Source organism: Silvimonas terrae, assembly GCF_014202765.1.
Lineage (GTDB): Bacteria > Pseudomonadota > Gammaproteobacteria > Burkholderiales > Chitinibacteraceae > Silvimonas > Silvimonas terrae.
This window is the reverse complement of record NZ_JACHHN010000011.1, coordinates 65,435-91,893: the sequence shown is the minus strand read 5'-3', so window position 1 is coordinate 91,893 and position 26,459 is coordinate 65,435. Positions and strand designations below refer to the sequence as shown.

The following is a 26,459-nucleotide window of genomic DNA, read 5'->3' as shown; positions in this document are numbered from 1 at the left end:
GCTTTTTACATTTACACCGTTAACGCTTAAAAGCCCGCACCGTCATACGACAGGTTTACAAAGTACGCGCGGCCCTGCGTGTTGTAGTTCTTCACCAGTTCATAGGCACGGTCGAACACGTTGTTAACGCGGACACCGGCTTTCCAGTTTTTGCCCAAGGCGTAATCCAGACCCAGGCCGTAGATCACATAACCGCCCATTTCGTTGGCATCTGAATTGGCGGCATCATCAAAGCGCTGCCCCGCGCCTTGTGCATCGGCCACCCAGTGCCACACGCCGGATGTTTGCCCGACGGAGGCGCTGCCAAACAGTTTGGCGCGACGTGGCAACAACAAACCGGCGTTCTGATCAAACGGATTCTGGCGGGTGACGCTGGCCGCCACGTCCAGCGTACCCAGCTTGCCTTGCGTGGAGAGCGTGCCGCCGACAATCTTGCCTTCGCTCAGGTTTTCCGGAATGTAGTTGTTATTGGCATCCAGCACGATCAGATCGCGGATGCGGTTTTCAAAGCCCACCAGCGTGGTGTTCCAGCCATGAGTGTCCCAACGCAGGCCGGCGTCAAACGAACGGCCTTTTTCTGCCTTCAGATTGGGGTTGGCGCAGACATAGCCACAATCAAAATACAGATCGTTGAAGGTGGGCGCGTGAAAGCTGGTGCCGGCATTGGCGGTGAACTGCCAGGCCTGATCAAAGTGGTAGGCATAGCCGATGTTGCCGGTAGTCTGGTGACCGTATTGCGAGTTGTCTTCCAGCCGCACATTGGCTTGCAGGTGGCTAGCACCAAAGTCATCTTGCCAGCCGCCAATGGCCGCTTTGGTGATACGGCCATCCACATCATAGTCAGCCGTGCTGGTCACGGTTTCGTCTACATACTCGGCGGCCAGCAGCCATTTGCCGTAGCTGCTGCTGATGCGGTTTTCCCAGTTCACCTGCTTCTGGCGCGTATCAAAGCGGCTGGTGTAGGGCACAAAGTTGGTGTAATCCCAGGAATCCGCGTGCGACTGGTCTTGCGCCATGCCGACCGTCAGTGTGCTTTGCCAGGCGTCGGTGAACTGGTTGCGACTGTAGACGGCGATATTGCTTTGCGTTTCTCGCGACCATGGATTGGCCGGGAACCCGCCCGAGTCATACGCGGCGTCGCTTTGCACATACAGGCCGCGAATACCCAGTTCATTGGCGTCACCAAAGAAGTGGGAGAGATCAAAGTTGGCGGAGGTCTGGTGATAACCGTCGCGGTCCGGCTCGTAATAGAAGGTATTGGCCGGCTTGGTCAGATTGAAACCGTCGCTTTCCTTGTGGCTAAAGCCCACGGCGACACGGGTATCGTCCGCTGCGGCCGATAAACCGGTGGCCACGCTCCAGGTGCTGTCCGTGCCGTACTCCGTATTGGCCCAGACATGCGGCGCGCCCTGCCCGCGCTTGGTAAAAATCTGTACCACGCCGCCAACCGCGTCAGAACCATACAGGCTGGATGCCGGACCACGCAGGATTTCAACATGATCAATGGCAGAAATCGGGATCAAGTCAAAGTTGGTGCCACCGCTGGTGGCCGTGCCCATACGCTGGCCATCCACCAACACCAGGGTCTGGTTGGCGTTGGCGCCACGGATATACAAACTGGCCGGCTGGCCAAAGCCGCCCGCGCGGGAGAACTGCACGCCGGGCACCGCCGCCAGCGCCTCACCCAACGATTGCGCCCCGGTGGCGGCCAACTGGTTGACGGTCAGCACGGTGACGTCGCTGGACAAGGTATCGGGATTGGTGGCAATGCGGGTCGCAGTGACCACCATGGTTGGCTGGACTGCCGCACTATCGGCCTGCGCCACAGCGGCGGACAAGGCCAGAACAAGCGGCGACAGCCGCCACATACAGAAACCGGATTTGGACATGATGCCTTCCTGAAGCCTGCCCCACGCAGGCGTGCAATGATGGTGTGGAAGACACGCGATGTCGTCACGGCCCTGCTGCGGCGCCCCTCAATACGGAGGATGGCGCTGGCACGGCCGCTGGCGATTTCCCGTCCGGACGCGCCCCGCGCCTTCCGCCTTGATGCGCACCTTGCGTGCGCATTTCGCAAGGCCGGTCTCCGGGCTTGCCGCTCCTGCGTTCGCCTTCCCGACCTGTCGGGTCAGTGGCTTGTCTGAACGCATTCATTGCGGCTTACCGTTGCGGGGGCAGCTCAGGACTGATTGGGCGAGAACGCACAACGCACCTGATTCCCTGTTTCACCTGCCGTTAAAGGCAGGCACCTTGCGAAGGCCCGGATTCTAACAGCATCAACCCAGGCCCGCGAGCGCTAGCATGTATACGGCAGACATAGAACAAAGCCCCCGGACAAATCGTCCGGGGGCTTTGGATCAGACCATGAGCCAGACCGCCGATCAGGCGCGGTTTTCGGCTTCTTTGCCCACGCCCAGCAAATCGAGCTGATAACGCACAAAGCGGCTGACAGTGCGGGCCGTCCAGCGGGCCAGGGCCAGGGTCAGCAACAACACAATGCCGCCAAAGGCCAGCAAAGCCAGACCAATCGGCAACAATTTGCCGGAACTGGCGTCACTGGTATGCAGCACGCGCTCCACCACCTTTTCGCCATCGCTGTCGTCATCGTCGGCATCGACGTCTTCCTTGTTGCCGTTTTTGACGATATGCACGTTCTCCGTAGTGACCTGCTGCGTCGCCGGATCAGTCCGTTCACCCCGGATTGCCGCAGCGGTGGCACGTGCGGAGGCCGCTTCCTGGCGGGCCTTGGCGGCTTCCAGCCGGCCAGCCGCCCTGTCCTTTTCGCCCTCGCCGGTGGCGGCGTCCAGATCTGCCTGGGCTGCGGCTACATCCGCCGCTGCCGCCGCAACGTCGGCATTGGCGGCCGCGCTGGCAGCATGCTTTTTGCCGTGGCGCGTGCTGATATGCACATTGCCTTCACCGCCGGTGATGTTGATTTCGGTTTCGCCGGTTTCCTTGTTGGCGGTGATTTCCACCGAATCACCCTGCTTCTGGTGCTGTTCGATGGCGTTCTTCACCGCTTTGGCGTCTTTACCGACAATCTCCACCCCATTGTCATTGATGGAAATCCGGGCGGTGCCAGAGGCCGCACCCTTGGCATGCGCATGCACCACACTGACTTCATCTTCCGCCGGCCAGCCAAAGGACCACTGCGAGATACCCAGGATGGTGCAGATCAGACCGGCCAGCACCACAGCGCCAGAGAACATGAACCCGGCCGTGAGCAGCAGCAGCCATACCAGCAACGGAATCGCCAGTACAAAGTTGAGTGCGCCAAGACCGGCGTAGGCTGCCACCACTTGCCACAAGGTACGGAACGACTTGCGGTCTTCCCAGTTCTGCAAGCTGGTACGGGCGTTCAATTCTTTGGCAATCCGTTCTGGATCACCCAGGCGTGCGGCGATTTCTTCTTCGCTATGGCCTTCTGCCAGGCCATCCCGGAAAAATTCCTCGTAATCGCCAACGATCTCGTTGACCTCTTTGGGCGGCAGGTGCCCAAGGCTGGCCCGCAATCGCAGCAAAAACGTCTTCTGGTTCATTCCTGCGCTCCCCCGCTATGTTTTCCGTTTAATACACCGTCAACTTCAATCACGAACTCATCCCATTCCTGCCGCATTTCCTTCAGGCTGGCTAGCCCTGTATCGGTCAGACGGTAGTATTTTCGGGATGGCCCGGAGTTGGACTCCACCAGATAGGTCGAGACCCAGTTCTCGTCCTGCAGGCGCCGCATCAACGGATAGATGGTGCCATCACTGATTTCCATGCTGGTGGCCAGCTGGTTGACGATAGCCCAGGCATAGCTGTCCCCCTGTGCCAATACCGCCAGCACACACATGTCCAGCGCACCCTTTTTGAGTTGAGTCTTCATAGGCTGGTTGTTCCCCCTGCGGCCAACGACGCCGCTTGCGTGGTTACTTTATACGACAAGGTATCTTGCATTACAAGTATGGTGATAGCAGTCACGCTGATTTACAACAGGGCTACTTGCTGCCAGGGTGATAGTCACTTCAATAAAAATTCACGCTGCAAAGGAGCAAGTTGATGAATATCCAGTTTTATCTGGGCCCGCTGGCGTCGCTGATTGCCGGCATCCTGATCCTGATCGTGCCGCGGCTGCTCAACCTGATCGTGGCGATTTATCTGATCGCAATTGGCGTGCTGGGTTTGTTTGGCGGCCATTTACACTGAACCGGGGACACCACCATGACGGTCGCCAAACGCTTGCTGGTCCACGGTCGTGTGCAAGGCGTGGGATTCCGGTTTACCACCTGCATTGAGGCCAAGCGGCTGGGCGTGAGCGGCTGGGTGCGCAACCGCCATGATGGCACTGTCGAAATTCATGCTGAAGGTGCCCAGGAAGCGGTCGACGAATTGACGGAGTGGGCCAGCCACGGCCCACCCAATGCACATGTCACCCGGCTGGATATCACCGCCACCACCCCGGAAAACCAGAGCGGCTTTACCGAACGCGCTTAACCCCAATCAGGCGAAGTGGCTGAGCATGAATGTCAGGTAAGCCGCACACTCCGGCGCCCCTTCTGCAGGTGCCCAGGCGGCTTTTTCAGCCTCGGCAATCGGCGTGTATGGGCCCTGTTTACTCTCAAAAAACACGGAGTTGGGTGCGAGCGCCACAATACTGTGAAAAGTACCGGGCTTGATGTTGATGCCCATCGCCGCGCCACCCGCGCTGAGTTCACAGGCCTGCACAACCTTACCATTATCGTCAAAAACCAGGCAGCCAAAACGGCCACTCAGGACAAGGATGGTTTCTTCCTTGACCGCGTCCAGGTGCCGGTGCGGCTGGACATAGGTGCCCGGTTGCAGGGCGTTGAGCATGCGATGGCAGAGGTCTTCATTGGACTGATGGAAGTTGCGGTTTTTGCGCAAACGCGGCGCAGATGCAGCTTCTGCGGCAAGTTGACCCAGCATGTTCTGGTCGATCAACAGGACGTCGGACATGATTGAAAAACTCCAGGCGAAAAAAAACCCGGGGACATTCAACCCCGGGTCCACCAACAACATCTACAAAGGAGAAACTATCAAGACGCAGCTGCTGCATCCCAACAGGCTTTCAAATCTATCGAAATCGTTGGGGATTGTCAAACAATTCAAGGGCCTGGAATTACGATCTTGCAACCCCAGTTGTTACGTACAACAGCGTATAATTTTAACTTTTTGCCAGATACCCTCATGACCCTGCCCGACCCCAGAATGTACCCGCGCGTGAATGCGGCCAATCCGGCCATTCGCGCCCTGATGTCGCTGTTGACCGAACGTGAGGCAGACGCGGTCAAGGCCAAAAGAGAAGCCCTGGAAACACTGGTGCGCGAATTGTTGCAAACCAATGACCATGCGGCTTTGAACGCTGCTTTGACCCAGGCACCTTCGGATAATGCTTACAGCATATTTTGGGATACGCTGCGCGCGACGGTGGAAAAGCCTGATTCTTACAACGAACAGTGGGCCGTGCCCTTTGCCATCCCGCTGATTCTGGTGGCCGGGGTCAAAGGTCAGGCGCAATTGCCAGGACGTTTATCCGATGTGGATGCGGTGCGCGAGCTCCTCAAAAAGCATGGCATTTTCGCCACAGATTCCGATATCTGGCTGTCCGCGCAACTGGCTCACCCGGAGCAACTGGCCCAGGTGAATCCGGCACAACTGGCCCGCTGGCGCGACCAATTGCAATACGCCAGCGGTGGTTTGCCGGTGACATTCCAGGACGCCCCGGTGCCCCTCAAGGATGAAGGCGTATTTGTGCGTTATCTGTTTGGCGTGGCCATCCAGCACAAAGACGCTGCCCCGGCAATCAAGCTGGGCGGCCAGGTGGGTGCCTGGGGGGTGCCGCTAGCGCAGGAACTGGGCAAGCAGTTGCAAACCACTGGCGTAACGCTCTTTACCATTCCGCGCGTACCGCAAACCTGGCTGGCCGCGCAGGAAGCAGGCCGGGTGACGCAACTGGAAACCCAGTTGCAGGTCGCCACCAGCAATGCGCTGCGCAGTATTCGCACCGCTGGCCGTACACCGGTAATTACCGTAGCCGCGCATGATCCGGGCGAAGTCCGCATCACCTTCTGCGGACTGGAAGACGGCGAGCGCTGGGAAGGTTTTGTCTGGCCGCTGGCGCCGCTGGATCGCACCGAACAAGTGGTGGATTTTGTGCAGCAATTGATGGTCGAATGCCAGGTAGACGATGTCCGCATCATCGACACCGTGCAGCCCGACCGCGTGGGTGAACTGCCCTTTTTTGTTACGGCGCACATTGCGCCGGTGGCACATCAATAATCGATCAAGATGCGTCACGGACTCAGGATCCCGTCATGAGCTATTTCAAATATCACGTTTTCTTCTGTACCAATCAGCGCGGCCCGGGCGAGACCTCCTGCAATGATTGCGGTGCAGCCAATATGCAGGCCTACGCCAAAGACCGGGTCAAGGCACTCAAGCTTAATGGTCAGGGCAAGGTGCGCATCAACAAGGCGGGCTGTCTGGATCGCTGTGATGACGGCCCGGTGCTGGTGGTTTATCCGGAAGGCACCTGGTACCGTTATGTTGATGAAGAAGACATCAACGAGATCGTGGAGTCCCACCTGGCCAACGGCAAGGTGGTAGAACGCCTCAAAATCTGAGGCCACCAGGGTATTCGGGCTCAGCCCGGAATACCCAGTTGCCTGCGCCCGAGACCGGTCAGATTGTCCGTCGTGGCGCGGCCGGCAAAGTCAGTCTCAAAATGGTCCGCCGGGAAATCCGGCGGGCTGTTGCCTTCCAGAAAAGCCGGTAGTTGCCGCGCCAGATAAGCGTCGTTCTTGGCGCAGCCCGGTGTGGCGGCAATGTACATCACGTTGCTCCAGCCTGAGCCCTTATGTTCATCTTCCACTGCGTGAATCACGTCGCTATGCCAGAACACCGTGTCCCCGGGTTGCATCAGCGGAATACTGGACAAGGCTGGTTGCAGTACGCCATGCCATTGTGGTGTCAGCGATAAAGCCCGTCCTGGCAACGCGCCACATAAGTCGTCCTCCGGCACATCATCTTGCAAGGCACGTAGCAACACGTAAACCATCGCATTGGCGATGGGGATCAGTTGCAGCGTGCCATCCCCCGGCCCTTGCGCGGTGAGCGCGGTCCAGCCCTGAAACGTGCGGAACATGGAACACACGGCTGGTGATGGAATTTCATTGACTTGCGTGCGCCAGGCCGCATCAAACGGGTCGTACTGTCGCCATTGGCCGCTGAACACGTGGCGGTACACCTGGCGGAATTCCTGATCCAGCCAGCGTTCTACCGACCCGCCGTCGCAATGCGCCGATAAGCCCAAAGACGCCGAACCCGGGGGCCGACGGCGAACCCGGTCGGCGTACACCGGCACTTGATCCGGGTCGAAGTGCTGGCGGCCCTCACTGTGGGTGAGCCACAAACGGTTCAGGAATACGCGGGCCTGGGTCAGCGCTTCAGACTGGCGCGCGGCCACCTGCGGTTGCGACCAGTAAATACCGAAAATCTGCGGTTTGCTGGAAGCCAGTTCACCAAAGTATTTGTCTTCGGCCCGGTGCGCCAGGCGCGCTTCAAACTGATTGTGGTCGACATACCCGGCCAGTTCGTCATTCCACGCGGTGGCCTGCTCCGGGCTGAATACGCGGCGAATGACGCAGGCGCCGCGTGCCTTGATTTGCGCAATGACCTGCGGGCTGACCGTGCCGGCGGCGATATCGGCAAAGGCCAGCTCCGGAATCACCGCAGCGCCCCGCTCCCGCTCGGCCACAATCTGCGCCACGCGTTGGCGCATTTCGTCTTCTACCGCCAGGAAGACATCCCGGTATTGCGGCAGGTTTTGCCGTAACAGGCGTTTGGTTTCGCGGATGGCGCCGGGCAGATCGGCGATATGCAGTGCGGCCATGTGATGGTCTCCAGTCCTGGAGATTCAGCATAGACCGGCGCCAATGATATTCGCATACGATCCTGCCCGATCCTGCGCGTGGTCTGACCTATTGTTCAGTGGCAGTGGGCAATTCGCGCCGCCAGACCGACAAATCCACCGGCACGGCCAGTCGCGCTGACAGAAAAGCGCGCACGGCAAAATCGTCCACACCGGGCGCGGCCGGTTCCAGTTGCATGGCGACGTTGAGTCGGCCATCAATGTAATGGAGCGTGATATCCCACTGCTGCGGATCAAGCCCGGGCAACGCACTAGTCAGAAGATCAAGCACCTGGTCGCGTGAGGGCAATTCGGGGCCAATCGAGGCGATGGCCTCGCGCGGATCAATATGAATCTGCACGTCCAGCACCGGAAAATGCGCCAGCACCGCACTACGCGCCCGTACCGCCACGTTATGGCCTTCACTCACGCTGATGCGTGGCGCGACTTCCAGGTGGGCATCCACCAACGCCATATCCCCCATTTTGCGGGTACGCAGATCGTGGACGTCCAGCACGCCCGGCGTGGAACGCAGCGCTTCCTGGATTTTGTGCACGTCTTCTTCCGGCAAGGCACGGTCCATCAGGTCGTTAAGGGCGTCCCAACTGAAAGACCAGCCCATGCGCCCCACCACGAAGGCCACAATCAGTGCCGCCAGCGGGTCCAGCACCGGAAATCCAGCCAGGTTGCCGCCCACACCCAGCAGTACCACCACGGACGAGGCGGCGTCTGAGCGCGCGTGCCAGGCGTTGGCAATCAGCATGGAGGAGTTGACGCGTTTGGCCTCGCGCAGCATGTAGCGGAACAACGATTCTTTGGCGACGATGGCAATCACCGCCACCCACAGCGCAGACGCATGCACGCGCGCGATGTTTTCGTGGTTCTGGATCTTGCCGACCGCGCCCCACAGCATGCCCGCCGCCACGATCAACAAGATCACACCCAGCGCCAGCGATGCGGCGTTTTCAAACCGGGCATGACCATATTGATGGTCTTCATCAGCGGCCTTGTGGCTATGCTTGTTGGCCAGCAGCACCACAAAGTCGGCAATCAGGTCAGACAGTGAATGCAAACCATCCGCAATCAAGCCCTGCGAGTGCGCAAACACCCCCATCAGAATCTGGCCTGCGGACAACACGATGTTGACCCAGGCACTGACCCAGGACGTGCGCGACGCCACGGCCTGCCGGGTGTTCTCGGTCAGGCGCGGGCTATCTGCGGGGTAATCCGGTCTTTGCAATCAGGACTCCGCCGGCGTTTCGGTTTTTTCTTCTTCGTCATCGTCCGGCTCTGGCAAGGCAATCAGGCCGGTGTGGAAGCCGTATTCGTACACTTCGCCATAACGGCCCCATTCGATCGCCACTTGCAGCACGCGTTCGGCTTCTTCCTGATCCAGCGATTCGCGCAGGAGTTTGAGGAAAGCCTGTTCCGGCAACTCGCCCGATTCGGTCTGCTCCAGGCTGTGGCGGATATGCGCAGCCAGCGGCACATGCGTCAGCAGTTGCTGCCCAAAGATTTCCTGACGCATGGTGTTTTCGGCCTGCACGTAACGGTGACCCAGCGGCGTGATGGCGATATCGCCATGCGCCACTTGCGCCAGCCCCAGCAGTTGCAGCGCTTCGGCCAGCGGCAGCAATTCGTCGTCGGTCAGTTCGGTTTCTTCGCCGAGCGCCGGGAGGTCGGCGCGGCCGTTGAATGGCGGCTCGGACAAGAGTTCCAGCAAGCTTTCCATGCGGCTGACATCGGCTTCCGGCAAACGGTAGGCCAGCGGCAACTCGTGCACGCCTTCGGTCGTGCGGCCGGCGCGGGCGCGGGCCGTCATCAGGGCGTAGACCTCGTCGATCAGGCTGCGTACTTCCACGCTTTCCGGATTACGCGGACGCGGCAAGGAAATCCGCAACTCGGCACGCACCCGGCCCGGATCGCTGGCGAAAATCAGCACGCGGTCAGCCATCAGCACGGCTTCTTCAATATTGTGCGACACCACCAGAATGCCCTTCATGGGCGTCTGCTTGCTTTCCCACAACTCCAGCATATCGTCACGCAGTTGTTCGCCGGTGAGCACGTCCAGCGCGGAGAAAGCCTCATCCATCAACAGGATATCGGGCTCCACGACCAGTGCCCGGGCGATCCCCACGCGCTGACGCATGCCGCCGGACAACTCACGCGGGAGCGCACCGTTAAAACCGGACAAACCAATCAGTTCAATGGCATCTTCCGCGCGCTTTTCACGCTCTTCCTGCGCTACACCGCGCGCTTCCAGACCCAGTTCCACGTTCTGTTGCACCGTCAGCCACGGAAACAACGCAAAGGACTGGAACACCATCGATACGCCGCGAGTCGGGCCGTAAACCGGCTGGCCGCGATATTGCACATCGCCCTTGTCGGCCGAAATCAGCCCCGCCATCAGGCGCAACAGTGTGGACTTGCCCGAGCCAGACTGGCCCAGCAGCGCGACAATTTCACCTTCATGCAAAGTGAAATCCACGTCTTCCAGCACTGCGCGTTGCGAGCCGTCGGCAGAGCGGAAAGATTTGCCGACACCTTTGAGTTCAATCAATGCATTTGCCATTTGTTTTCTCCTCTACGCCGCCTTTGCAGCGTGGGGTTTTGCAGCGATGTTGTTGTTCATTTCCAGCGTCTGGCAAAGACTCAGAAATGCATGCGTTCTTCCGCGATACGGTACAGACGGCGCCACAAGAAGTGGTTCAGGCTCATCACAAACACGCACATCACGCCAATGCCCAGCGCAATGCGCGGAAAGTCACCAATGGCCGTCATGTGGGCGATATAACTGCCCAGACCGTGCGCTTCCAGCGTGGTGTTACCCCAAGTCACATATTCGGCCACGATACTGGCGTTCCAGGAGCCGCCGCTGGCGGTAATGGCCCCGGTGACAAAGCTGGGGAACACGGCGGGCAGCATGTAGCGCTTCCACTTGAGCCAGCCCGACAAACCCAGATTGCGCGCGGCGTAGCGCAGTTCAGTCGGAATACTGGACGCGCCGGCAATCACGTTGAACAGGATGTACCACTGTGTGCCCAGAATGATCAGCGGCGACAGCCAGATATCCGGATGCAGATGCAGTTTGACGATGATCACCACCGCCAACGGGAACATCAGGTTGGCCGGGAACGCCGCCAGGAACTGTGCCACGGCTTGCAGGCGATCCGCCCAGCGCGGGTTCATGCCGATCCATACCCCAATCGGCACCCACACGAGCGCGGCCAGGCCGATCAGGATCATGACGCGGATCAGCGTATAGATACCCAGCAAGAACACGTGCCCGACTTCGCCCAGCCCGACTTCGCTCAGGATGAAATAGCCAAGCCGGTAAATGGCAAACAGCGTCAGCGCGGCAATCACCGCATCAAACACGCGCTCGGCCGTGGCATTGGAAGCCGAGGAACGCGCCATGATGGAGGTGCCGTCGTAATTCTTGCGGAAATACTTGAAGCTGCGATCAATCAGCGCCAGCAACCAGCGCACCGAGCCCTGCATGCGATCGGTACGGCGCAACCAGGTCAAGAGCCAGGAACTTTGCGCCGCGCCACCGCTGGTTTCTTCAAAACGGAACTTGTCCGCCCAGGCCAGCAGCGGGCGGAAGAACAACTGGTCATACAGCAAGATGCCAATCAACATGGCCAGAATGGCCCAGCCAATGGCGTGCAGGTTCTGCGCCTGAATGGCTGACGCGATGTACGAGCCCATGCCCGGCAGTTTGATATCCTGGTTAGAGACAGAAATCGCCTCCGAGGCCACCACAAAGAACCAGCCGCCAGACATGGACATCATCATGTTCCACAACAGGCCCGGCATGGCAAACGGCAATTCAAGACGCCAGAAGCGGTGCCAGCCCGACATCTGGAACACCCGCGCGGCTTCTTGCAGTTCTGTCGGTACGGTTTTGAGCGACTGATACAGACTGAATGCCATATTCCACGCTTGCGAGGTAAAAATCGCAAAAATGGCCGCGCATTCCACGCCCAGCAAATTGCCGGGGAACAAGGCGATAAACCCGGTGACGGTAATCGACAGAAAACCCAGAATCGGAATGGACTGGAGGATATCCAGCAGCGGAATCAGCACTTTCTCTGCCGCCCGCACCTTGGCCGCCAGCGCCGCAAACACGCAAGCAAAGACCAGCGACGCGCCCATGGCAATAAACATGCGCAAGATGGTGCGCAGCAGGTAATACGGCAGATATTCCGGATTCAGCGAAATGGGCAGCGGCTGGCCTACCTGATAAGGCGTTGCCATTTGTGAAGCGCCATAGCCCAGCAGCACCAGCGCCGAGAGCACCAGTGGCAGAAGCGCCCAGTCCCAGCGATTGCCTGTCTCTACCACCTGGCGTGGCAGGTACTGGAAGCGGTTCAGATTCATCATTGTTATTCGACCTTGTTTTGATCCGGCATGGCAAAGCCGGTCTTTTTATCTGTCACCCCGGGCTGGCCGGTCAACCCAACAGGTTGATAATCCAGTCCGGATGCAACTGCCAGCCATTAAAACCGGCCAGCACAAACAGCGCGCCCAGTGCCCCGAAACCCACACTGATCGCCAGCATCCAGCGCAAGCGGGTCAACGCGGTGATCCCGGCCAGCGCCATGGCAATACCCAGCATGGCATCGGCCAGGTCAAACTGGTCGTCACGATAGTTCAGTTTGTTGTAGAGCGCATCCTGGCTTTCTGCGCTGGCCTTCAGCTGCGGCAATTCGGCATTGTAATGCGTGGCTTCCCCGGCCAGTTGCGCGTGGGTCGCAGAGCCCTTGGCCTCTGGCAAAAGCGCAGATAGTAGCAGATCAGTGTTTGCAAGAAGATGAAGCTTCAATTTGGTGGACTGATACTGGTTCCAGGTATCCACAGCCTGCATTTTAGAGAGCTGCATGGCCTGCACAATATTGTCATCCTTGATTTTGGCAATGCCCAGCATGACCGAGAACAACAGCACCGTCAGGCCGACCCACTGATTAAGCCGGCGCTCTCCGGTTTCGAGCGAGACATCCAGATCCATGTGTTCTCCAGACCGTTTAATTGTGAGCGGCAGATATTCACCGTGTCGTCACAACGGCCAGACACGGTCTCTGGTGGACATCGTTCTGTGCATCCCCCTTTTTTTGTGCACCGTGTCATCGGGCCAGGCTGATCCGGCGTTAGTCTGAGTGCAATCCCCTTGGCTTTATCTCACTGGAACGGTGCCTGGCCTTGCCTGTGTACCGTTTTCTTTTAGTCTGCCCGGTGCAGACCCGGTTGCAGACCCGGTTTAATATGCAGGCATGCAAGCCCTTCTTTGCTGTGCCCGATGAGCCCCCACCAACGTCGCTGGTGGGTGCTGCCGTTCGCACTCCTCCTGGCCTTGCAAAGCTGGTTGTGGCTGCATTTACGCCGTGGCGCAGAAATCTTGCTGGCCTGGCCCGTCTGGCGGCGCTGGGGTATGGCTGTCATGCAATGGTTACGCCGGCGCAGCCCCTTTCAGGCCCTGTTGTGCTTTATCATTCCGGTCATCCTGACCAACCCGCCCCGCCTGATTTGCGTGTATCTGCTGGCCAAAGGCCAGTGGCTGGCAGCGAGCGTGTTATATGTCACGCTCAAAAGCCTGGAGTTTGGCTCGGTCGCGCTGGTCGAGCGCGCCTGCCGTCCGGTGTTGCGAACCGTGCGCATTTATCGGCGTGGTTACCTTTTTGTGGCGCGCTGGCGCCGCTGGACCCGCCGACAGTTACGCCCCTGGCGCCGTTGGTGGCGTCAGCGCCGCGCGGCTTTCTGACTACCTCATTGATCACCCCTGGCTCCCGCCCATGAACCTGTTCAAACCTGCCCGTCTTTTGCCTTGTGCGCTGGCCCTGATCCTGCTGATGAGCGCCTGCTCGCATGAAGACCCCAACTCGCCAGTCTATAAGCGCAAACAGGTCTTTAAAGAAATGCTGCGTACCAGCCAGAGCATGCGCGACATGCTGAAAGGCGCCAAAACCTGGGACGCGAAAACCTTTGCGGCCAACGCCGACAAATTGCAGCAACTGGCCAGCCAACCCTGGCCGTATTTTGTAGCGCCTGATCAGAACGACCACAGCAAGACCGACGCCAAAGCCGCTATCTGGACTCACCCGCAAGACTTTCACGCGGCGCAGGACAAACTGCGCGACAACGTCACGCAGCTCAAGGACGTCGCCGCGACTGGCGATGCCGACAAAATCCGGCCCCGGTTCTCTGCCATGGAAGAAAGCTGCACCGCCTGCCACAAGGCGTTTCGGGAGTTTTGAGCGCACATGGCGCTGAAGCAGCTTTTGCCGTTGGGGTTGGGTTGGGGTTGGGGTTGATTTTGCCCTTGTCGTTGTCGTTGACTTTCCTCCCCGGTTAAAGCCCAGCGCCGAAGAAGGGAGGGAGACCTTAGGCTCCCGACCGACGGAGGGGGCCGCCGAGGTGGCGAAGCAAAGAAAGTGACGTGCTCCGGTCACCGCCGGTATCAAATGCTTTTCAACCCCGCGCCATCAGGTGCTAACACACCGCAACGGTGGATTGTCGCTACCGCTCCGAATCCACCCTACGCCTTCAGCAATCTGAACCAGGCCGCCCACCCCGGACTCCCGCCATCGCTTCATCCCGGCTACGAGTGGCACTTGCCAACAAAGGCCACCTGCAGCGGCCAAACTGGATTCCGGCTCAAGGCCGGAATGACGATGCAGTGGCACGGCCCGTACCCCGTGCCCGCAAACATCACCCGCCCACAGACTCCCTTCCTATGTCGCCCGATCTACTGCTTAACCCATCGGGCAGATGAAACGACAAAGACCACCACAGCCCCCTTTGTCATTTGCGCCACAACCGCAACACCTCGTTACAGTCAGACTCCCGCGCGCTCGCCAGAATCTGCCCCGAAACAATCCCCGTTCAACCCAAACGAACATAGATTCGATCGAGATCCGAGCATGAGCGAAGAAAAGAAAGACCCATGGCTGAACTATCTGGCGCTGACCACGGTGATTCTGGCCGTTTGCGCCACCCTCTCCACCTTCAAGGGCGGCGGTTACTCCACCCGCAGCGTGATCAGCCAGGCACAAGCCTCTGATCAATGGGCTTACTACCAGGCCAAGGGGGTCAAACTCAATTTGTACCAGTTGCAGCGCGATAGCCTGGCGTTGCAGCACGACACCTTGCCCGCCGACAGCAAAGCCGCTGCGGCCTATGCCGCCCGCATTGCGGACTATGACGCCAAGGTCAAACAATACGGCGAGGAAAAAGACAATATCCAGTCTTCCGCCCGGGCACTGGAAGCCCAGCGGGACGAGGCCCAGCGCCACGGTAAACCATTTGGCCTGGCGGTGATTTTCCTGCAAGTCGCCATTCTGGTGTCGTCCATCGCCGGCTTGTTCAAGCGCAAGTCCTTATGGCTGTCGGCACTGCCAATCGGCCTGGTTGGCGTGGTGTATTTCCTGGACGGTTTCTTCGTCCTGTTCTGAACGTTCAAACTCCGGATACGCACGGCGGTCGTTTCAAACACCACCGTGCTGCACTGCGCATAGGCAGGGCTGCCCGCCCTGCCTAAACTCGTTCTGATCTCCCGGATATTCCAATCAATAATCTCCAATCATCAGGACTCCTCCATGCGCACGGCCGGCCAATGGTTCAACTCCTACAGCAGTGATCATCGCAACCCCACCAACCAGACCATTCACTGGATTTGCGTGCCGGTGATCTTGTGGTGCGTGATGCTGTGGCTGTGGCTCATTCCCTCACCCACCGGGATTGGCGGTTTCTGGGCGCTGCTGGCGGCTGCCGCTGCTTTGGGCTTTTATACCCAATTGGCCAGTCGCCTTGGTTTTGCCATGTTGTTGTGGCTGGCGCTGAACGCATGGCTTGCACGTGCCGCAGTGGCTGCACTGGGCACGCAAGGCGCGTTCGTGCTGGCGCTGGCGTTGTTTGTTCTGGCGTGGATCGGGCAGTTTGTCGGGCATGCCATTGAAGGCCGGCGGCCCTCGTTCTTTACCGATCTGGCCTATCTGCTGATCGGCCCGGCCTGGCTGATGGGTAAAGCATTGCGCCGTCTGGGCTGGCCGGTGGCCTGACCACACACACAAATGGCCGCATCAGCGGCCATTTTTTTGTCGGATAAATCCAAAGGTGATCAACCCGGGCCAATCTCGCTGCGCAGGTAACCCATGGTGGAATAAATACGCGCCACGACTTCCGCATCAGACGCATGCCGCAGGCGCGGCGGGGTCAGGTCGTCTTCTGAACGCCCGTTGGCGTGACCATTGGGTTTGCTTTCTTTGGTTTGCAGGTGGTCCCGCTCGTGTTCCAGTTCTTTGATCCACGCCTTGATTTGCGGGCCGTGGCGCGTGCGCATTTCGTGCTGGAATTCATCGGTGGGCGGGTCGCGCAGTTCCTGATTGATTTCGATTTCCCAGGCATCAAGCTGGTTGCGGACTTTATCCAGGTCTAGCAGTGTCATACTCATCACTGTACTCCTTGGCAAAAAACCGGGTGAAGCTGTGTGTTTGTCAGGTCGAACGGGCTGGTTCAGCCGTCCGTGTTGAATTCATCGTCGACCATGCGGCGGCATTCTTCCAGTTCGTGTGACTCAGCGGCAGATAGCTGGCCTCCACGCTGTTGGTGGGTCAGCGTGACCAAACGGCGCAAGGCGGTGTCGTGGGCAGAGAGGTGGTAGATCGCACCGTCGACGCCATTTCCGCCAAATACGGTCACCAGGCGGGAGATCATATGGGTCAGCGAACCGCCCTCCGCCAGTAACTCAACCGCCAGGTCACTGCGCGCCCACAAGGGTGGCAGGCCGGCCTGGCGCAACGCGGATTGCAGCGGCGCCAGTTGCCCAAAGGCGTTGCGATCGGCGGACAGGTCTTCTTCCATGCGCAGCTCCTGAAGCGGGAAACGGCCGCCAGCAAAGTCCATTGCGGCGGCCTGCTTCAGTACAGCATGTTGCCCCGACACTCCCCAAGGACGGGCGGACTGTCGGCGCAAAGCGGGTCAGGCAGCCAGCAAGGCCTCAAAGGCATCGGCAATCCGGGCGACCTCGGTTTTGCCGACTTGCCAATGTGTGACCAGGCGCATCAGGCCTTGTTCCGGCGGATTGGCCTTGATGCCGCGTGCCAGCAAACCCGCCATCAGGGCATCCACATCCACCGGGGCGGTCAGGCGGAACCAGACCATGTTGATATCCAGCGCCTCTTCATTGATCTCGATCCCGCGAATATCGCCCAGATGTTGCGCCAGCAAGCGCGCATTGGCATGGTCTTCACCCAGCCGTTGCGACATTTCATTGAGCGCAATCAGCCCTGGCGCAGCCAGCACGCCGGCCTGCCGCAAACCACCCCCCATGAGCTTGCGTTTCTTGCGGGCAATCTCAATAAACCCGGCCTCCCCGACCAGCATGGAACCCACCGGTGCCGCCAGGCCTTTAGACAAACAGAACATCACGCTGTCGGCAAAACGGGCAATATCCCGCGCCGGGACATCCAGCGCCGCTGCGGCGTTGAATAGCCGGGCGCCGTCCAGGTGAACCTTGAGACCCGCCTCTTGTGCGACGTCCCACGCGGCGGCGCTATCGGCCACCGACACCACCTGACCGCCAGAATAGGCATTTTCCAGGCACAGCAAACGGGTGTGCGGCAGGTGGATATCCCCCGCCGGACGAATGCGCCGGCGGATTTCGTCCGGTGCCAGCACACCGCGTGGCGCGGGAATGGGCCGCAGATTCACCCCGGCAATGACCGAGGCTGCCCCCACTTCATGCCAGACAATATGGCTGTCTTCACCGGCAATCACCTCATCACCCTGGTCGCAGTGGGTGAACAGCGCCAGCTGGTTGCCAAAGGTGCCGGTGGGCACAAACAGGGCAGCGTCCTTGCCGAGCACTTCTGCGGCGCGTTGTTCCAGCGCGGCTACGGTGGGGTCATCCCCATAAACATCATCACCCACGGGCGCATTGGCCATGGCGGCGCGCATGGCCGGTGTGGGATGAGTTACGGTGTCACTTCTTACGTCGATCCATTGGGTCATGGTGTGTCCCTGCGCCCCGTGGTCTGCAGACCGGGTACAGCCTGCCAAAGCTTGGTGCGCGAAAGTTCCTTGTCAATACTGGCCTTTTTAATTTGATACGAGGCAACGACAGAGCCAGAAAACCGGCCTACCGTGGTCGTTCTCGCGTTTTACCACGATTGCGGCAAGCCATGCACTCGCCATCTGCCCCTCGCTGAACAGATTCCGTCCGCCCTCTTGTTGCAACTTTGCCAAACGCCTGGACCTGTACGCCCCGCGCCAACCCGCGCCCGGCCGACATCAAATAAAAATCGCACACAGAGGAACAACAACCATGCAGATCAAATCCAGCATTGTGGCCGTTTCAATGGCCTTGTCCGGCTTTGCCCTGGCCGCCACGCCTGACGCCACGCTCACGCAGAACATGGCGCATCAGTTACAGGTGCACTATGCCGTCACCGCCAACGGCCTGCCCGCAGACCTGTGTGGACCACTCGGAGCGGACTGGGCCTCTTGCTACAGCGCCAAGGTCACGCTGACCAACAGCGGCCCCGCCCTTAATGGCAAAAATTGGGAAATCTATTTCTCCAGCATCCGCCGTGTACTCAAGCTCGATACCGACCAGTTCGCCGTTACCCATCTGACGGGTGACCTGTACCGCCTGCAACCCACCGACAAGTTCCAGGGTTTTGGCGCCAACGCCAGCCTCACCATCCCCATGACACTGGAGTACTGGCAAATCAGCGAGTCAGACACCATGCCGCGCTGGTTCGTCAAAGCCGGCTCCGCGCCAGCCCAGGTCATCGCCAACACAGATACGGAAGACGTCAGCCAGTTTGTCGCCCCGCTGGGGAACAACTGGAAGCGCACCGCCAACGACGCCAACGTGCTGATGAATGCCCCCAATCGCTACGCGCTCTATAGCCAGACGCCCACCCTGCCGGCCGAAGCCAGCGCCGGCCGCATTATCCCCGCACCGCTGCAACAACAACTCACCGGTGGCACAGTCACCCTTGCACATGGTTTGCATCTGACGGCCAGTGGCCTGGACAAAACCAGCGTGACGGCGCTGGAACAACGCATGACAGAGCTGGGCGTCAACGGCGGTAGCGGTGCCTTCCCGGTCAGCGTGAAGATTGATCCCGCCGCCGTGCCGCAAGCCGCCCGCAAAGCAGAGGGGTATGCCCTGACCATCACGCCCAAGGGGGCCACCGTCACGGGGGTCGATCAGGCGGGCGCGTTCTATGGGGTGCAATCCTTGTTGTCATTGATGCAAGTCTCCGGCCCAACCTCCCTGCCCGCCATGACCGTCGCGGATGCGCCCCGTTTTGACTACCGTGGTTTCATGGTGGATATCGCGCGCAATTTCCACAGCAAGGCAGCTGTCATGCGGGCCATCGACCAGATGGCGGCCTACAAGCTCAACAAACTGCACATGCATTTGTCCGATGACGAAGGCTGGCGCTTGCAGATTGCCGGGCTGCCTGAACTCACCGATGTCGGTGCCAAACGTTGTCTTGATCTCTCTGAAACCCAATGCCTGTTGCCGCAACTGGGCCAAGGCCCGGATAGCAAAACCGACGGCAGCGGTTATCTGACCCGCAACGACTTTATCGACATACTCAAATACGCCAAGGCCCGCCAGATTGACGTGATCCCGGAATTTGACATGCCCGGGCACTCCCGCGCGGCGGTGGTCTCCATGGAGGCGCGCTACAAAAAGCTGATGGCCGAAGGCAAGACTGCTGCGGCCAATGAATACCGCCTGGTTGATCCGGCCGACACCAGCGAAATCAATACCGTGCAGTACTACAACCGCCTCTCTACCCTCAACCCCTGCCTGCCCTCCACACTACGCTTTGCCGACAAGGTCATGGGCGAAGTGGCCGGAATGTACAAACAGGCCGGTGTGCCGCTCACCACCTGGCATTTTGGCGGCGATGAAGCCAAGAACATTTTCCTGGGTGCCGGTTATACCGAACAAGGCGGCAAAGAAACCGAGGGCAAAGGCCAGATTCCGGCGACGCGGCGCGATCACCCCTGGGCCAAATCGCCGGTCTGCCAGGCCTTGGTCAAATCCGGCAAGGTGGAAAATATTGAACATCTGCCCGATTACTTTGCCACCCAGGTCAACAGCCTCTTGCCCAAATACGGCATTGGCAACTTCCAGGCCTGGCAAGACGGGCTAAAAAATCTGCCCAATGCCAAAGCACTCTCTACCCCCACCCGCGTCAACTTCTGGGACACCCTCTACTGGGGCGGTGCGGACTCTGCCGCACAATGGAGTGCCAAGGGCTACGGCATCGTGATTTCCAACCCGGATTACGTCTACATTGATTTCCCCAATGAGATTGACCCGAAAGAAAGCGGCTACTACTGGGGCGCGCGCTCTAACCCGGTGAAAAAGATCTTCACCTTTGCGCCGGAAAACCTGCCCCAAAACGCAGAGACCTCGGTTGATCGGGATGGCAATGCATTCGAGATCAAATCGGGCGAAATCGCTCCCAGCATCACCGGCATGTCGGCGCAGTTGTGGAGTGAAGCCGTCCGCACCGATGCCAAGCTGGAATACATGATCTATCCGCGTCTGATTGCCGTGGCAGAACGCGCCTGGCACAAGGCCTCGTGGGAGTTGCCGTATCAGGCTGGCACCACGTTCAAGTATGGCGTCACCCAGCACGTCAACAGCAAGGCACTGAATGAGGACTACGCCGTGTTCGTCAACGCCCTGGGTGAGCGGGAAATTCCCAAGCTGGACAAGGCCGGAGTGAGCTATCGGCTACCGATGGTGGGCGCGCGCGTGGTGGATGGCAAACTGGCCGCGCTGGCGGAATTCCCCGGCGTACCGGTGCAGTACTCGCTGGATAACGGCAAGAACTGGCAACGTTACGACGCCGCACATGCCCCGGCGGTGAGCGATGCCACGCAAGTCCAGGTGCGCACGATCAGCCCGGATGGCAAACGCGCAGGTCGCGCCAGTGGCCTGAATTAAGCCAAGGCCCGCAGAACAAAAAGCCGCATCGTTTGATGCGGTTTTTTTATGGGTCACGCTGATCCGTCATTCCGGTCCGCGGCGGCCCCCTTGCGCCGGAATGACGCGGTGGTATGCCCGCATTGCAACCCCGGATTCCCGGACCTTCGGTCCTTCATCCGGGCTACAAAGTGACTTCCCCAGCACCGTAGCCCGGATGGAGCGAAGCGGGAATCCGGGGTGGCGATGTCGGCAAGAATGGTGTTGTACGGTGGGGGTGGGTTTTCAGGTGCGCGGAGGTCGCGAAATGGCCAGCGTTACAACCCCGGATTCCCGGACCTTCGGTCCTTCATCCGGGCTACGAAGTGATTTCCCCAGCACCGTAGCCCGGATGGAGCCGCAGGCGGGAATCCGGGGTGGCGATGTCGGTAGTCTTGATGAATATCAACAAACAAAAAACGACCCGCCGGGGTCGTTTTTTGTTTTGTGGATCAGGCCATTACAAAGCGGCCGGATCAATCTCGCCCACGTGGTTAAAGACGTGGTCCGGCTTGTACGGAAAGGTCTTGATCGACTCTTTGGTACTCACGCCCGACAGCACCAGCGCAGTCGTCATGCCCGCTTCCATGCCGCCCACGATATCGGTATCCATGCGGTCACCAATCATCACCGCGTCATCCGGATGCACACCCAGCTTGCGCGTCGCCAAGGTCATCATCAGCGCGTTGGGCTTGCCGACAATGTAGGGCGTCTTGCCGGTGGCGGCGGCAATAGCGGCCAGAATAGTGCCTGCGGCCGGTTCGTTGCCGCCTTCCACCGGGTCGATCATGTCCGGGTTGGTGCCGATAAACTTGGCGCCCCCATCAATCAGGCGCACGGCCTTCTTGAGTTGTTCGTAGGACAAGCTGGTGGTCTTGCCCACCACGACGTAATCCGGGTTCGACTCCGAAATCGAGAAGCCCACGTTATACAACTCGTTAATCAGACCGCCGCCGCCCACGACGTAGACGGTGGCATTTTGTTTCTGGTTTTTCAGAAACATCGCCGTGGCCATGGCGCTGGTAATAAAGTTGTCTTCAGTCAGACCCTTGATGCCCAGATGTTCCAGCTTCAGTTTCAGGTCCAGCGGGGTTTGCTCTGCGTTGTTGGTCAGGAACAAAAACGGCACATTGTCCTTGAGCAGACGCTGTACGAAATCGTTGGCGCCGGGGATCAAGGCTTTGCCCCGGTAAATCACGCCGTCCATATCTGAAATAATGCTTTTGGTCATGGCTTTGGTCTGTGTGGTGGTTCGGACTTGCATGATCATGCCGTTTTTTGTGATGCTATGGCTTGATCCGCATCGGGTTACGCAAACAGCATGACGCGAAACCGCCTTCTGCCGCAAGTTGCTCGCGGCAACAGCGGGGCGCTGGCATCATGTCAGACATGACCGAGACAGCTGCTACTCCCCCTTTTGCCGGGCTCACGCCCGATTGCGTGCTCAATGCCATCGATGCGTGCGGTTTGCGCACGGATGGTCGCCTGCTGGCACTGAACAGTTACGAAAACCGCGTGTACCAGATCGGCATTGAAGATGCCGCCCCCATTGTTGCCAAGTTTTACCGCCCTGCCCGCTGGAGCGATGCGGCCATTGCCGAGGAACATGCCTTCAGCGCAGAACTGGCCGAGGCAGAAATCCCCGTAGTACCACCGCTCACCATCAATGGCGCCACGCTGCATACTTTTGAAGGCTACCGTTTTGCGGTGTTTACCCGTCGGGGTGGCCGCGCACCGGAACTGGATGATCTGGATACGCTGGAATGGCTGGGCCGTTTTATGGGCCGCATCCACAGTCTGGGCGCGCTTACCCCGTTCCAGTTGCGTCCGGCCATCAACCCGGACACCTTTGGCATTACGCCGCGCCGGTTTTTGCTGGACAACGGGTTTATTCCGGCGGATTTGCGGGAAGCGTGGGAGAGCGTCAGCGCCCAGGCGCTTGATGGCGTCAAGCGCTGCTATGAGCGCGCTGGCGATACCAGCAGTATCCGGCTGCACGGCGATTGCCATGCGGGCAACATCCTCTGGACTGACGACGGCCCGCACTTTGTGGACTTTGACGATTGCCGCAGCGGCCCGGCCATTCAGGACTTGTGGATGATGCTCTCGGGCGAGCGCGCCGATATGACGGTGCAGTTGTCCGCCATCATGGAAGGCTATGAATCCTTTGCCGATTTCAACGCGCGGGAACTGCATCTGGTCGAAGCCCTGCGCACCTTGCGCCTGCTGCATTACAGTGCCTGGCTGGCCCAGCGCTGGGACGATCCAGCCTTCCCCGCTGCTTTTCCGTGGTTCAACACGCAACGTTACTGGCAAGACCGCGTACTGGAACTGCGCGAACAAGTTGCCCTGATGGATGAGCCCCCCCTGCCGTTGCGCGGATTTTGAAGCAGTTGTACCCAGCGTAACGGCACGCGCTGGCTTATCAATGCTCTATGTGTTCTCGCTACCCGTCCCTGTCCATTCAGCCTGAAACTGACAGCACCAAACTGTCGCCTTGCTATACCTTTTGCGTCAGTTGTCGTAGGCAAAACCCCTGATCCCGGTCAACCCTGCACCAAATCGGGGGTTAAGTGGCGGGATTCACAGGGATAAACGGTGTCGTAAGCGACATACACTTTTGTCGGCAACCACTAATAAGTCGCGCAATAAATGCCATTTGCTTACAATACTTGGTACTAACAAATCCAACCACTGACGCCTTTGGCGAAGGGCATACCGAGAAGATGGACCGGAACGCAGTACTGGCGCAAACCCGCAAGGAATTTCTCAAGGCCTTTGCCGAGGCTGTTGATGCGCTAACGCCGGTGTCGATGCAACGGCTCAATGAACTCGCCGACATTGCCGCCACTGCGGCCGACCGCTTTACCCGCTTTGATGCCCGCACCGCCTTGTTCAAACGTGAGGCGGAACTACGCCTGCAAATGAATCAGAAAATGGAAGGCTTGCTCAACCGCGCCTTTCAGACTGCCTACAGCACTTTCCGCCCCTCTTTTGCCGACGCCTTTACCCAGACAACCCTCAGCCTGATTGATACCTCTGCGCAAGACGAAGAAATGCGCATGGATAACATCATGCGGCGTTATCGCAATGCGGCGGAACAGCAACTGCGTGACCTGAATATCCGCATGGCGGTGCTATTTGGCCAGGAAGACATCAAAGAGCGTGAAAACCCGTTCCGCCCTTACCTGTTTACCCGCTGTATTACCCAATCGGTTGAGACCTTGCACCTGGAGGCAGAAACCGCCTCGGTGCTGATTGATCAGTTGGCGTCAGACCTGACCGAGTGGGTCGTGCGCATTTATGAAAGCCTGAATGAACACCTGGCCAGCGAAGGTATTGCCAGCACGCTGCAGTTGAAGATCCGCCGCAGCAAGCCCTCGCCATGGCAGCCAAATCAGCAACAGCCCGCCCCCGCCCATGCACCCGAACACATGGATGGCGGTGCGCATGACGGCAATTTTGTCGGTGAAATGCCCTTTAACCCGGCGGGTCTGGGTATGCCAGGCGGCATGCCCCAGGGTTTTCCCGGCATGCCACAGGGCATGCAGCAAGGCATGCCCCAAGGTATGCCTGGTTTTCCACAGCCCCAATCGGACCGCAGCGATCAGTTGCTGCAGTTTGTGCAGCATGCGCTGGGTCTGGGGCCGGAACCGGCCGCCATGCAGGCACACGCTCAGGGTGGCGGCATGCTGCCTGGCGGCGCACCTGGCATGGGTATGCCAGCGGGTATGGGCATGCCTGGTGGTATGCCCGGCGGCCCCGCGCCTGCGGGCTGGCCGGGTGGCTGGGGTGCGCAAGCGGCAGCGGCTGGCGGTCAATTTGGCGCGGCTGGGGGTGCAGGTGCTGCGCCGGCCTCAGAAGCGCCTCGGCGTAACTGGCTTAGTGCCACACAAGGCGTGGGCGAAGCCTTGCGCAATCTGTTTACCGGCAACGGTCGCGGTGCACCGGCCAGTGATGGTTATGCCGCTGAAGATCACTTGCCCTACCACGATGGCGACCTGGGCGCTGGCATCAGCGGCGGAGGGGGCGGTACGACCTTCCAGCACACCCCGCTGTCTGGCATGGTGGAAGAACTGCAGTACGCAGCCACGCCAACCGTTGACCAGATCATGGACAACGGCCGCATCCGCAACCTGATTCTGGAAGCCCGCTCCCGCCTGGCGGACGTGGCCAAAGACAATTCTGAACAGATGATCATCGATACGGTGGCCATGCTGTTCGAATTCATTCTGAGCGATACCGAAGTACCGGCCGAAGTGCGCGCGCAGTTGGGCCGCCTGCAATTCCTGGTGCTCAAAACCGCCCTGCTGGACCCCCAGTTCTTCACGCAATCGCACCACCCGGCGCGCATGCTGGTCAACCGCATCGGCTCGATCTCGCTGGGTTTGCGCTCGCTGGACCCGACGGGTGAGCGCATCAGCGTTGAAATCCGCCAGATCATTGAAACCCTGCTGGCCGACAAAACCGAAGGTCTGGCCCTCTTTGGCGCCATGCTGGATGAGTTTGACGCCTTTATCGCCCGGGAACTGCGCAATGCCAACTCCGCCGTGGGCAAGGCGGTGGAAGCCATTGAAACGGCAGAAAACCACACGGTGGAATACGCCCGCGTCAGCGGTACGCTGGGTGATGCGCTCTCTGCCTACCGGCTGGACGGCTTTTTGCAAGAGTTTCTGGTCAACGACTGGGCGCACGCCATTGAACGGGCTGGCCGCGTTGATCCGGATCGCGCGCTCAGTTACCGCCTGCTGGTGCCTGATCTGATCTGGAGCATTGCGCCCAAGGTGGGCGCGGGTGAGCGCAAACAATTACTGAGCATGATCCCGGGCATTCTGGCGACCTTGCGCTCTGGCCTGGAAGACTCTGGCCTGCCCCGCGCAGAACAGCAAAAGGTGCTGACCTGGCTGGCGGAATCCCACCGACTGGCACTGTCTGCCACGCATGTTCCCGCGCCAGTGCCACCGGTGGAAATGGTGCGGGAGAACTTTGTACATTTCCTGGCGCCTGAGCCCCAGGAAGACACACCGCAGATCCCGGTCTTTGATCGCCATATGGTGACGGAAGCCATTAACGAACTGGATGTGGAACTCGACCTGATCGACCACATGCTGGAAACGGAAGAACAGCCGTTGCCCCCGACCCCGATCGAGGCCCAAACCACCGCGACGGAAGAAGAAATTGCCCAGGACAAAGCAGTCGATCTGGGCTTGCAAGGCGGCGTGACGGTGGAAGTCAATCTGGACGGCCACCCTTCCCGCGCCCGCCTCGATTGGGTGAGCACCTCATCCACCACGCTGGTGCTGACGATTGAAGGCAATGACAAACCGTCCGTGGTCAGCGTCAAAATGTTCAAGCGCCTGCTGGCTGCGGGCCGCGCCCGCTTCCTGGAAAGCACGCCCTTGTTTGAGCGTGCCATCAACGCGCTGTTGACCTCGGCCGACAAAATGGATTCCGCCCCGGGCAACCCTTTCAATAGCGGCAAAGCGGCCGTGTAACGCCCGCCCAACCCACCCGGAAAAAGCCGGCGATTGCCGGCTTTTTTCATGGGTA

Annotated in this window: 24 protein-coding genes and 1 riboswitch; of the genes, 11 read left to right on the top strand and 13 right to left on the bottom strand. The window is 59.5% G+C overall.

Annotation, left to right across the window (positions count from 1 at the left end):
* Window positions 1-26: 26 nt before the first annotated feature.
* The 3 genes from HNQ50_RS20530 to HNQ50_RS20520 form a co-directional block, all read right to left on the bottom strand.
* Window positions 27-1,889, bottom strand: a complete 1,863-nt coding sequence (locus HNQ50_RS20530; RefSeq protein WP_184103097.1) for a TonB-dependent receptor domain-containing protein — start codon at window positions 1,887-1,889, stop codon at window positions 27-29.
* Between the two features lie 171 nt (window positions 1,890-2,060).
* Window positions 2,061-2,268, bottom strand: a riboswitch (cobalamin riboswitch).
* Between the two features lie 113 nt (window positions 2,269-2,381).
* Window positions 2,382-3,539 carry a DUF1700 domain-containing protein gene (locus HNQ50_RS20525; RefSeq protein ID WP_184103096.1) on the bottom strand — a complete coding sequence of 386 codons (1,158 nt, stop codon included), beginning with the start codon at window positions 3,537-3,539 and terminating at the stop codon, window positions 2,382-2,384.
* On the bottom strand, window positions 3,536-3,868 hold the full coding sequence (locus HNQ50_RS20520; RefSeq protein WP_184103095.1) for a PadR family transcriptional regulator: 333 nt from the start codon (window positions 3,866-3,868) through the stop codon (window positions 3,536-3,538). The genes HNQ50_RS20525 and HNQ50_RS20520 overlap by 4 nt, the downstream gene beginning before the upstream one ends.
* A 173-nt stretch (window positions 3,869-4,041) precedes the next feature.
* Here HNQ50_RS20520 and HNQ50_RS20515 point away from each other — a divergent pair, with 173 nt between their 5' ends.
* On the top strand, window positions 4,042-4,188 hold the full coding sequence (locus HNQ50_RS20515) for a DUF3096 domain-containing protein (RefSeq protein WP_184103094.1): 147 nt from the start codon (window positions 4,042-4,044) through the stop codon (window positions 4,186-4,188).
* A gap of 15 nt (window positions 4,189-4,203) precedes the next feature.
* A complete protein-coding gene (locus HNQ50_RS20510; RefSeq protein ID WP_184103093.1) occupies window positions 4,204-4,476 on the top strand; it encodes an acylphosphatase in 273 nt (90 codons plus the stop codon).
* A 6-nt stretch (window positions 4,477-4,482) separates the two neighbouring features.
* On the opposite strand, the gene HNQ50_RS20505 is transcribed toward HNQ50_RS20510, so the two are convergent.
* Entirely contained in the window at window positions 4,483-4,959 is a 477-nt protein-coding gene (locus HNQ50_RS20505) for a WbuC family cupin fold metalloprotein (RefSeq protein ID WP_184103092.1), read from the bottom strand.
* A gap of 231 nt (window positions 4,960-5,190) precedes the next feature.
* Between HNQ50_RS20505 and HNQ50_RS20500 the strand changes: the two genes are divergently transcribed.
* Window positions 5,191-6,282, top strand: a complete 1,092-nt coding sequence (locus HNQ50_RS20500) for a hypothetical protein (RefSeq protein WP_184103091.1) — start codon at window positions 5,191-5,193, stop codon at window positions 6,280-6,282.
* Window positions 6,283-6,317: 35 nt separating this feature from the next.
* Window positions 6,318-6,626: a (2Fe-2S) ferredoxin domain-containing protein gene (locus tag HNQ50_RS20495; RefSeq protein WP_184103090.1), complete on the top strand. Its 309-nt coding sequence runs from the start codon at window positions 6,318-6,320 to the stop codon at window positions 6,624-6,626.
* Between the two features lie 20 nt (window positions 6,627-6,646).
* On the opposite strand, the gene HNQ50_RS20490 is transcribed toward HNQ50_RS20495, so the two are convergent.
* The 5 genes from HNQ50_RS20490 to HNQ50_RS20470 all read right to left on the bottom strand — a co-directional run bounded on the left by HNQ50_RS20490 (window position 6,647) and on the right by HNQ50_RS20470 (window position 12,923).
* Window positions 6,647-7,894, bottom strand: coding sequence for a DUF1479 domain-containing protein (locus tag HNQ50_RS20490; RefSeq protein ID WP_184103089.1), 1,248 nt, complete (start codon window positions 7,892-7,894; stop codon window positions 6,647-6,649).
* A gap of 88 nt (window positions 7,895-7,982) precedes the next feature.
* On the bottom strand, window positions 7,983-9,152 hold the full coding sequence (locus HNQ50_RS20485; protein ID WP_221303295.1) for a cation diffusion facilitator family transporter: 1,170 nt from the start codon (window positions 9,150-9,152) through the stop codon (window positions 7,983-7,985).
* Window positions 9,153-10,484: an ABC transporter ATP-binding protein gene (locus tag HNQ50_RS20480; protein WP_184103088.1), complete on the bottom strand. Its 1,332-nt coding sequence runs from the start codon at window positions 10,482-10,484 to the stop codon at window positions 9,153-9,155.
* Window positions 10,485-10,564: 80 nt separating this feature from the next.
* A complete protein-coding gene (locus HNQ50_RS20475; RefSeq protein ID WP_246428808.1) occupies window positions 10,565-12,298 on the bottom strand; it encodes an ABC transporter permease in 1,734 nt (577 codons plus the stop codon).
* A 70-nt stretch (window positions 12,299-12,368) separates the two neighbouring features.
* Window positions 12,369-12,923: a DUF4337 domain-containing protein gene (locus HNQ50_RS20470; protein ID WP_184103087.1), complete on the bottom strand. Its 555-nt coding sequence runs from the start codon at window positions 12,921-12,923 to the stop codon at window positions 12,369-12,371.
* A 288-nt stretch (window positions 12,924-13,211) separates the two neighbouring features.
* Here HNQ50_RS20470 and HNQ50_RS20465 point away from each other — a divergent pair, with 288 nt between their 5' ends.
* From HNQ50_RS20465 to HNQ50_RS20450, 4 genes are all read left to right on the top strand, one after another.
* Window positions 13,212-13,673 carry a hypothetical protein gene (locus HNQ50_RS20465; RefSeq protein WP_184103086.1) on the top strand — a complete coding sequence of 154 codons (462 nt, stop codon included), beginning with the start codon at window positions 13,212-13,214 and terminating at the stop codon, window positions 13,671-13,673.
* A gap of 31 nt (window positions 13,674-13,704) precedes the next feature.
* Window positions 13,705-14,166, top strand: coding sequence for a c-type cytochrome (locus tag HNQ50_RS20460; RefSeq protein ID WP_184103085.1), 462 nt, complete (start codon window positions 13,705-13,707; stop codon window positions 14,164-14,166).
* Between the two features lie 666 nt (window positions 14,167-14,832).
* The gene (locus tag HNQ50_RS20455; RefSeq protein ID WP_184103084.1) at window positions 14,833-15,363 is read left to right on the top strand and encodes a DUF4337 domain-containing protein; all 531 of its coding nucleotides are present in this window, start codon (window positions 14,833-14,835) and stop codon (window positions 15,361-15,363) included.
* A 144-nt stretch (window positions 15,364-15,507) separates the two neighbouring features.
* Window positions 15,508-15,969, top strand: a complete 462-nt coding sequence (locus HNQ50_RS20450) for an Mpo1 family 2-hydroxy fatty acid dioxygenase (protein WP_184103083.1) — start codon at window positions 15,508-15,510, stop codon at window positions 15,967-15,969.
* A gap of 59 nt (window positions 15,970-16,028) precedes the next feature.
* Here the strand turns inward: HNQ50_RS20450 and HNQ50_RS20445 are convergent, their stop codons facing one another.
* The 3 genes from HNQ50_RS20445 to ltaE all read right to left on the bottom strand — a co-directional run bounded on the left by HNQ50_RS20445 (window position 16,029) and on the right by ltaE (window position 17,920).
* On the bottom strand, window positions 16,029-16,361 hold the full coding sequence (locus tag HNQ50_RS20445; protein WP_184103082.1) for a hypothetical protein: 333 nt from the start codon (window positions 16,359-16,361) through the stop codon (window positions 16,029-16,031).
* A gap of 62 nt (window positions 16,362-16,423) precedes the next feature.
* Window positions 16,424-16,771, bottom strand: a complete 348-nt coding sequence (locus HNQ50_RS20440; protein WP_184103081.1) for a hypothetical protein — start codon at window positions 16,769-16,771, stop codon at window positions 16,424-16,426.
* A gap of 117 nt (window positions 16,772-16,888) precedes the next feature.
* Window positions 16,889-17,920, bottom strand: a complete 1,032-nt coding sequence (ltaE, locus tag HNQ50_RS20435) for a low-specificity L-threonine aldolase (RefSeq protein ID WP_184103080.1) — start codon at window positions 17,918-17,920, stop codon at window positions 16,889-16,891.
* A 313-nt stretch (window positions 17,921-18,233) separates the two neighbouring features.
* On the opposite strand from ltaE, the gene HNQ50_RS20430 reads away from it, so the two are divergent.
* Window positions 18,234-20,891 (top strand): family 20 glycosylhydrolase, encoded by a 2,658-nt coding sequence (locus tag HNQ50_RS20430; RefSeq protein ID WP_184103079.1) that lies wholly within the window; start codon window positions 18,234-18,236, stop codon window positions 20,889-20,891.
* Between the two features lie 478 nt (window positions 20,892-21,369).
* Here HNQ50_RS20430 and HNQ50_RS20425 read toward each other — a convergent pair whose 3' ends face one another.
* Window positions 21,370-22,173 (bottom strand): HAD-IIA family hydrolase, encoded by an 804-nt coding sequence (locus HNQ50_RS20425; RefSeq protein WP_246428807.1) that lies wholly within the window; start codon window positions 22,171-22,173, stop codon window positions 21,370-21,372.
* A 125-nt stretch (window positions 22,174-22,298) separates the two neighbouring features.
* On the opposite strand from HNQ50_RS20425, the gene HNQ50_RS20420 reads away from it, so the two are divergent.
* Both HNQ50_RS20420 and HNQ50_RS20415 read left to right on the top strand, forming a co-directional pair.
* Complete coding sequence (locus HNQ50_RS20420) at window positions 22,299-23,297, top strand: serine/threonine protein kinase (RefSeq protein ID WP_246428806.1); 999 nt, start codon at window positions 22,299-22,301, stop codon at window positions 23,295-23,297.
* A 338-nt stretch (window positions 23,298-23,635) separates the two neighbouring features.
* The gene (locus HNQ50_RS20415) at window positions 23,636-26,404 is read left to right on the top strand and encodes a DUF1631 family protein (RefSeq protein ID WP_184103077.1); all 2,769 of its coding nucleotides are present in this window, start codon (window positions 23,636-23,638) and stop codon (window positions 26,402-26,404) included.
* The last annotated feature ends 55 nt before the right edge of the window (window positions 26,405-26,459 follow it).

Excerpts from the sequence above, each read along its gene's own strand:
- HNQ50_RS20445 (WP_184103082.1), bottom strand. The coding sequence starts at position 16,361 with ATGAGTATGACACTGCTAGACCTGGATAAAGTCCGCAACCAGCTTGAT.
- HNQ50_RS20425 (WP_246428807.1), bottom strand. The coding sequence starts at position 22,173 with ATGCAAGTCCGAACCACCACACAGACCAAAGCCATGACCAAAAGCATT.
- HNQ50_RS20415 (WP_184103077.1), top strand. The coding sequence starts at position 23,636 with ATGGACCGGAACGCAGTACTGGCGCAAACCCGCAAGGAATTTCTCAAG.
- HNQ50_RS20495 (WP_184103090.1), top strand. The coding sequence starts at position 6,318 with ATGAGCTATTTCAAATATCACGTTTTCTTCTGTACCAATCAGCGCGGC.
- HNQ50_RS20455 (WP_184103084.1), top strand. The coding sequence starts at position 14,833 with ATGAGCGAAGAAAAGAAAGACCCATGGCTGAACTATCTGGCGCTGACC.
- HNQ50_RS20505 (WP_184103092.1), bottom strand. The coding sequence starts at position 4,959 with ATGTCCGACGTCCTGTTGATCGACCAGAACATGCTGGGTCAACTTGCC.
- HNQ50_RS20440 (WP_184103081.1), bottom strand. The coding sequence starts at position 16,771 with ATGGAAGAAGACCTGTCCGCCGATCGCAACGCCTTTGGGCAACTGGCG.
- HNQ50_RS20465 (WP_184103086.1), top strand. The coding sequence starts at position 13,212 with ATGAGCCCCCACCAACGTCGCTGGTGGGTGCTGCCGTTCGCACTCCTC.
- HNQ50_RS20525 (WP_184103096.1), bottom strand. The coding sequence starts at position 3,539 with ATGAACCAGAAGACGTTTTTGCTGCGATTGCGGGCCAGCCTTGGGCAC.
- HNQ50_RS20490 (WP_184103089.1), bottom strand. The coding sequence starts at position 7,894 with ATGGCCGCACTGCATATCGCCGATCTGCCCGGCGCCATCCGCGAAACC.
- HNQ50_RS20515 (WP_184103094.1), top strand. The coding sequence starts at position 4,042 with ATGAATATCCAGTTTTATCTGGGCCCGCTGGCGTCGCTGATTGCCGGC.
- HNQ50_RS20420 (WP_246428806.1), top strand. The coding sequence starts at position 22,299 with ATGACCGAGACAGCTGCTACTCCCCCTTTTGCCGGGCTCACGCCCGAT.
- HNQ50_RS20460 (WP_184103085.1), top strand. The coding sequence starts at position 13,705 with ATGAACCTGTTCAAACCTGCCCGTCTTTTGCCTTGTGCGCTGGCCCTG.
- HNQ50_RS20520 (WP_184103095.1), bottom strand. The coding sequence starts at position 3,868 with ATGAAGACTCAACTCAAAAAGGGTGCGCTGGACATGTGTGTGCTGGCG.
- ltaE (WP_184103080.1), bottom strand. The coding sequence starts at position 17,920 with ATGACCCAATGGATCGACGTAAGAAGTGACACCGTAACTCATCCCACA.
- HNQ50_RS20430 (WP_184103079.1), top strand. The coding sequence starts at position 18,234 with ATGCAGATCAAATCCAGCATTGTGGCCGTTTCAATGGCCTTGTCCGGC.
- HNQ50_RS20510 (WP_184103093.1), top strand. The coding sequence starts at position 4,204 with ATGACGGTCGCCAAACGCTTGCTGGTCCACGGTCGTGTGCAAGGCGTG.
- HNQ50_RS20470 (WP_184103087.1), bottom strand. The coding sequence starts at position 12,923 with ATGGATCTGGATGTCTCGCTCGAAACCGGAGAGCGCCGGCTTAATCAG.
- HNQ50_RS20500 (WP_184103091.1), top strand. The coding sequence starts at position 5,191 with ATGACCCTGCCCGACCCCAGAATGTACCCGCGCGTGAATGCGGCCAAT.
- HNQ50_RS20530 (WP_184103097.1), bottom strand. The coding sequence starts at position 1,889 with ATGTCCAAATCCGGTTTCTGTATGTGGCGGCTGTCGCCGCTTGTTCTG.
- HNQ50_RS20475 (WP_246428808.1), bottom strand. The coding sequence starts at position 12,298 with ATGATGAATCTGAACCGCTTCCAGTACCTGCCACGCCAGGTGGTAGAG.
- HNQ50_RS20450 (WP_184103083.1), top strand. The coding sequence starts at position 15,508 with ATGCGCACGGCCGGCCAATGGTTCAACTCCTACAGCAGTGATCATCGC.
- HNQ50_RS20480 (WP_184103088.1), bottom strand. The coding sequence starts at position 10,484 with ATGGCAAATGCATTGATTGAACTCAAAGGTGTCGGCAAATCTTTCCGC.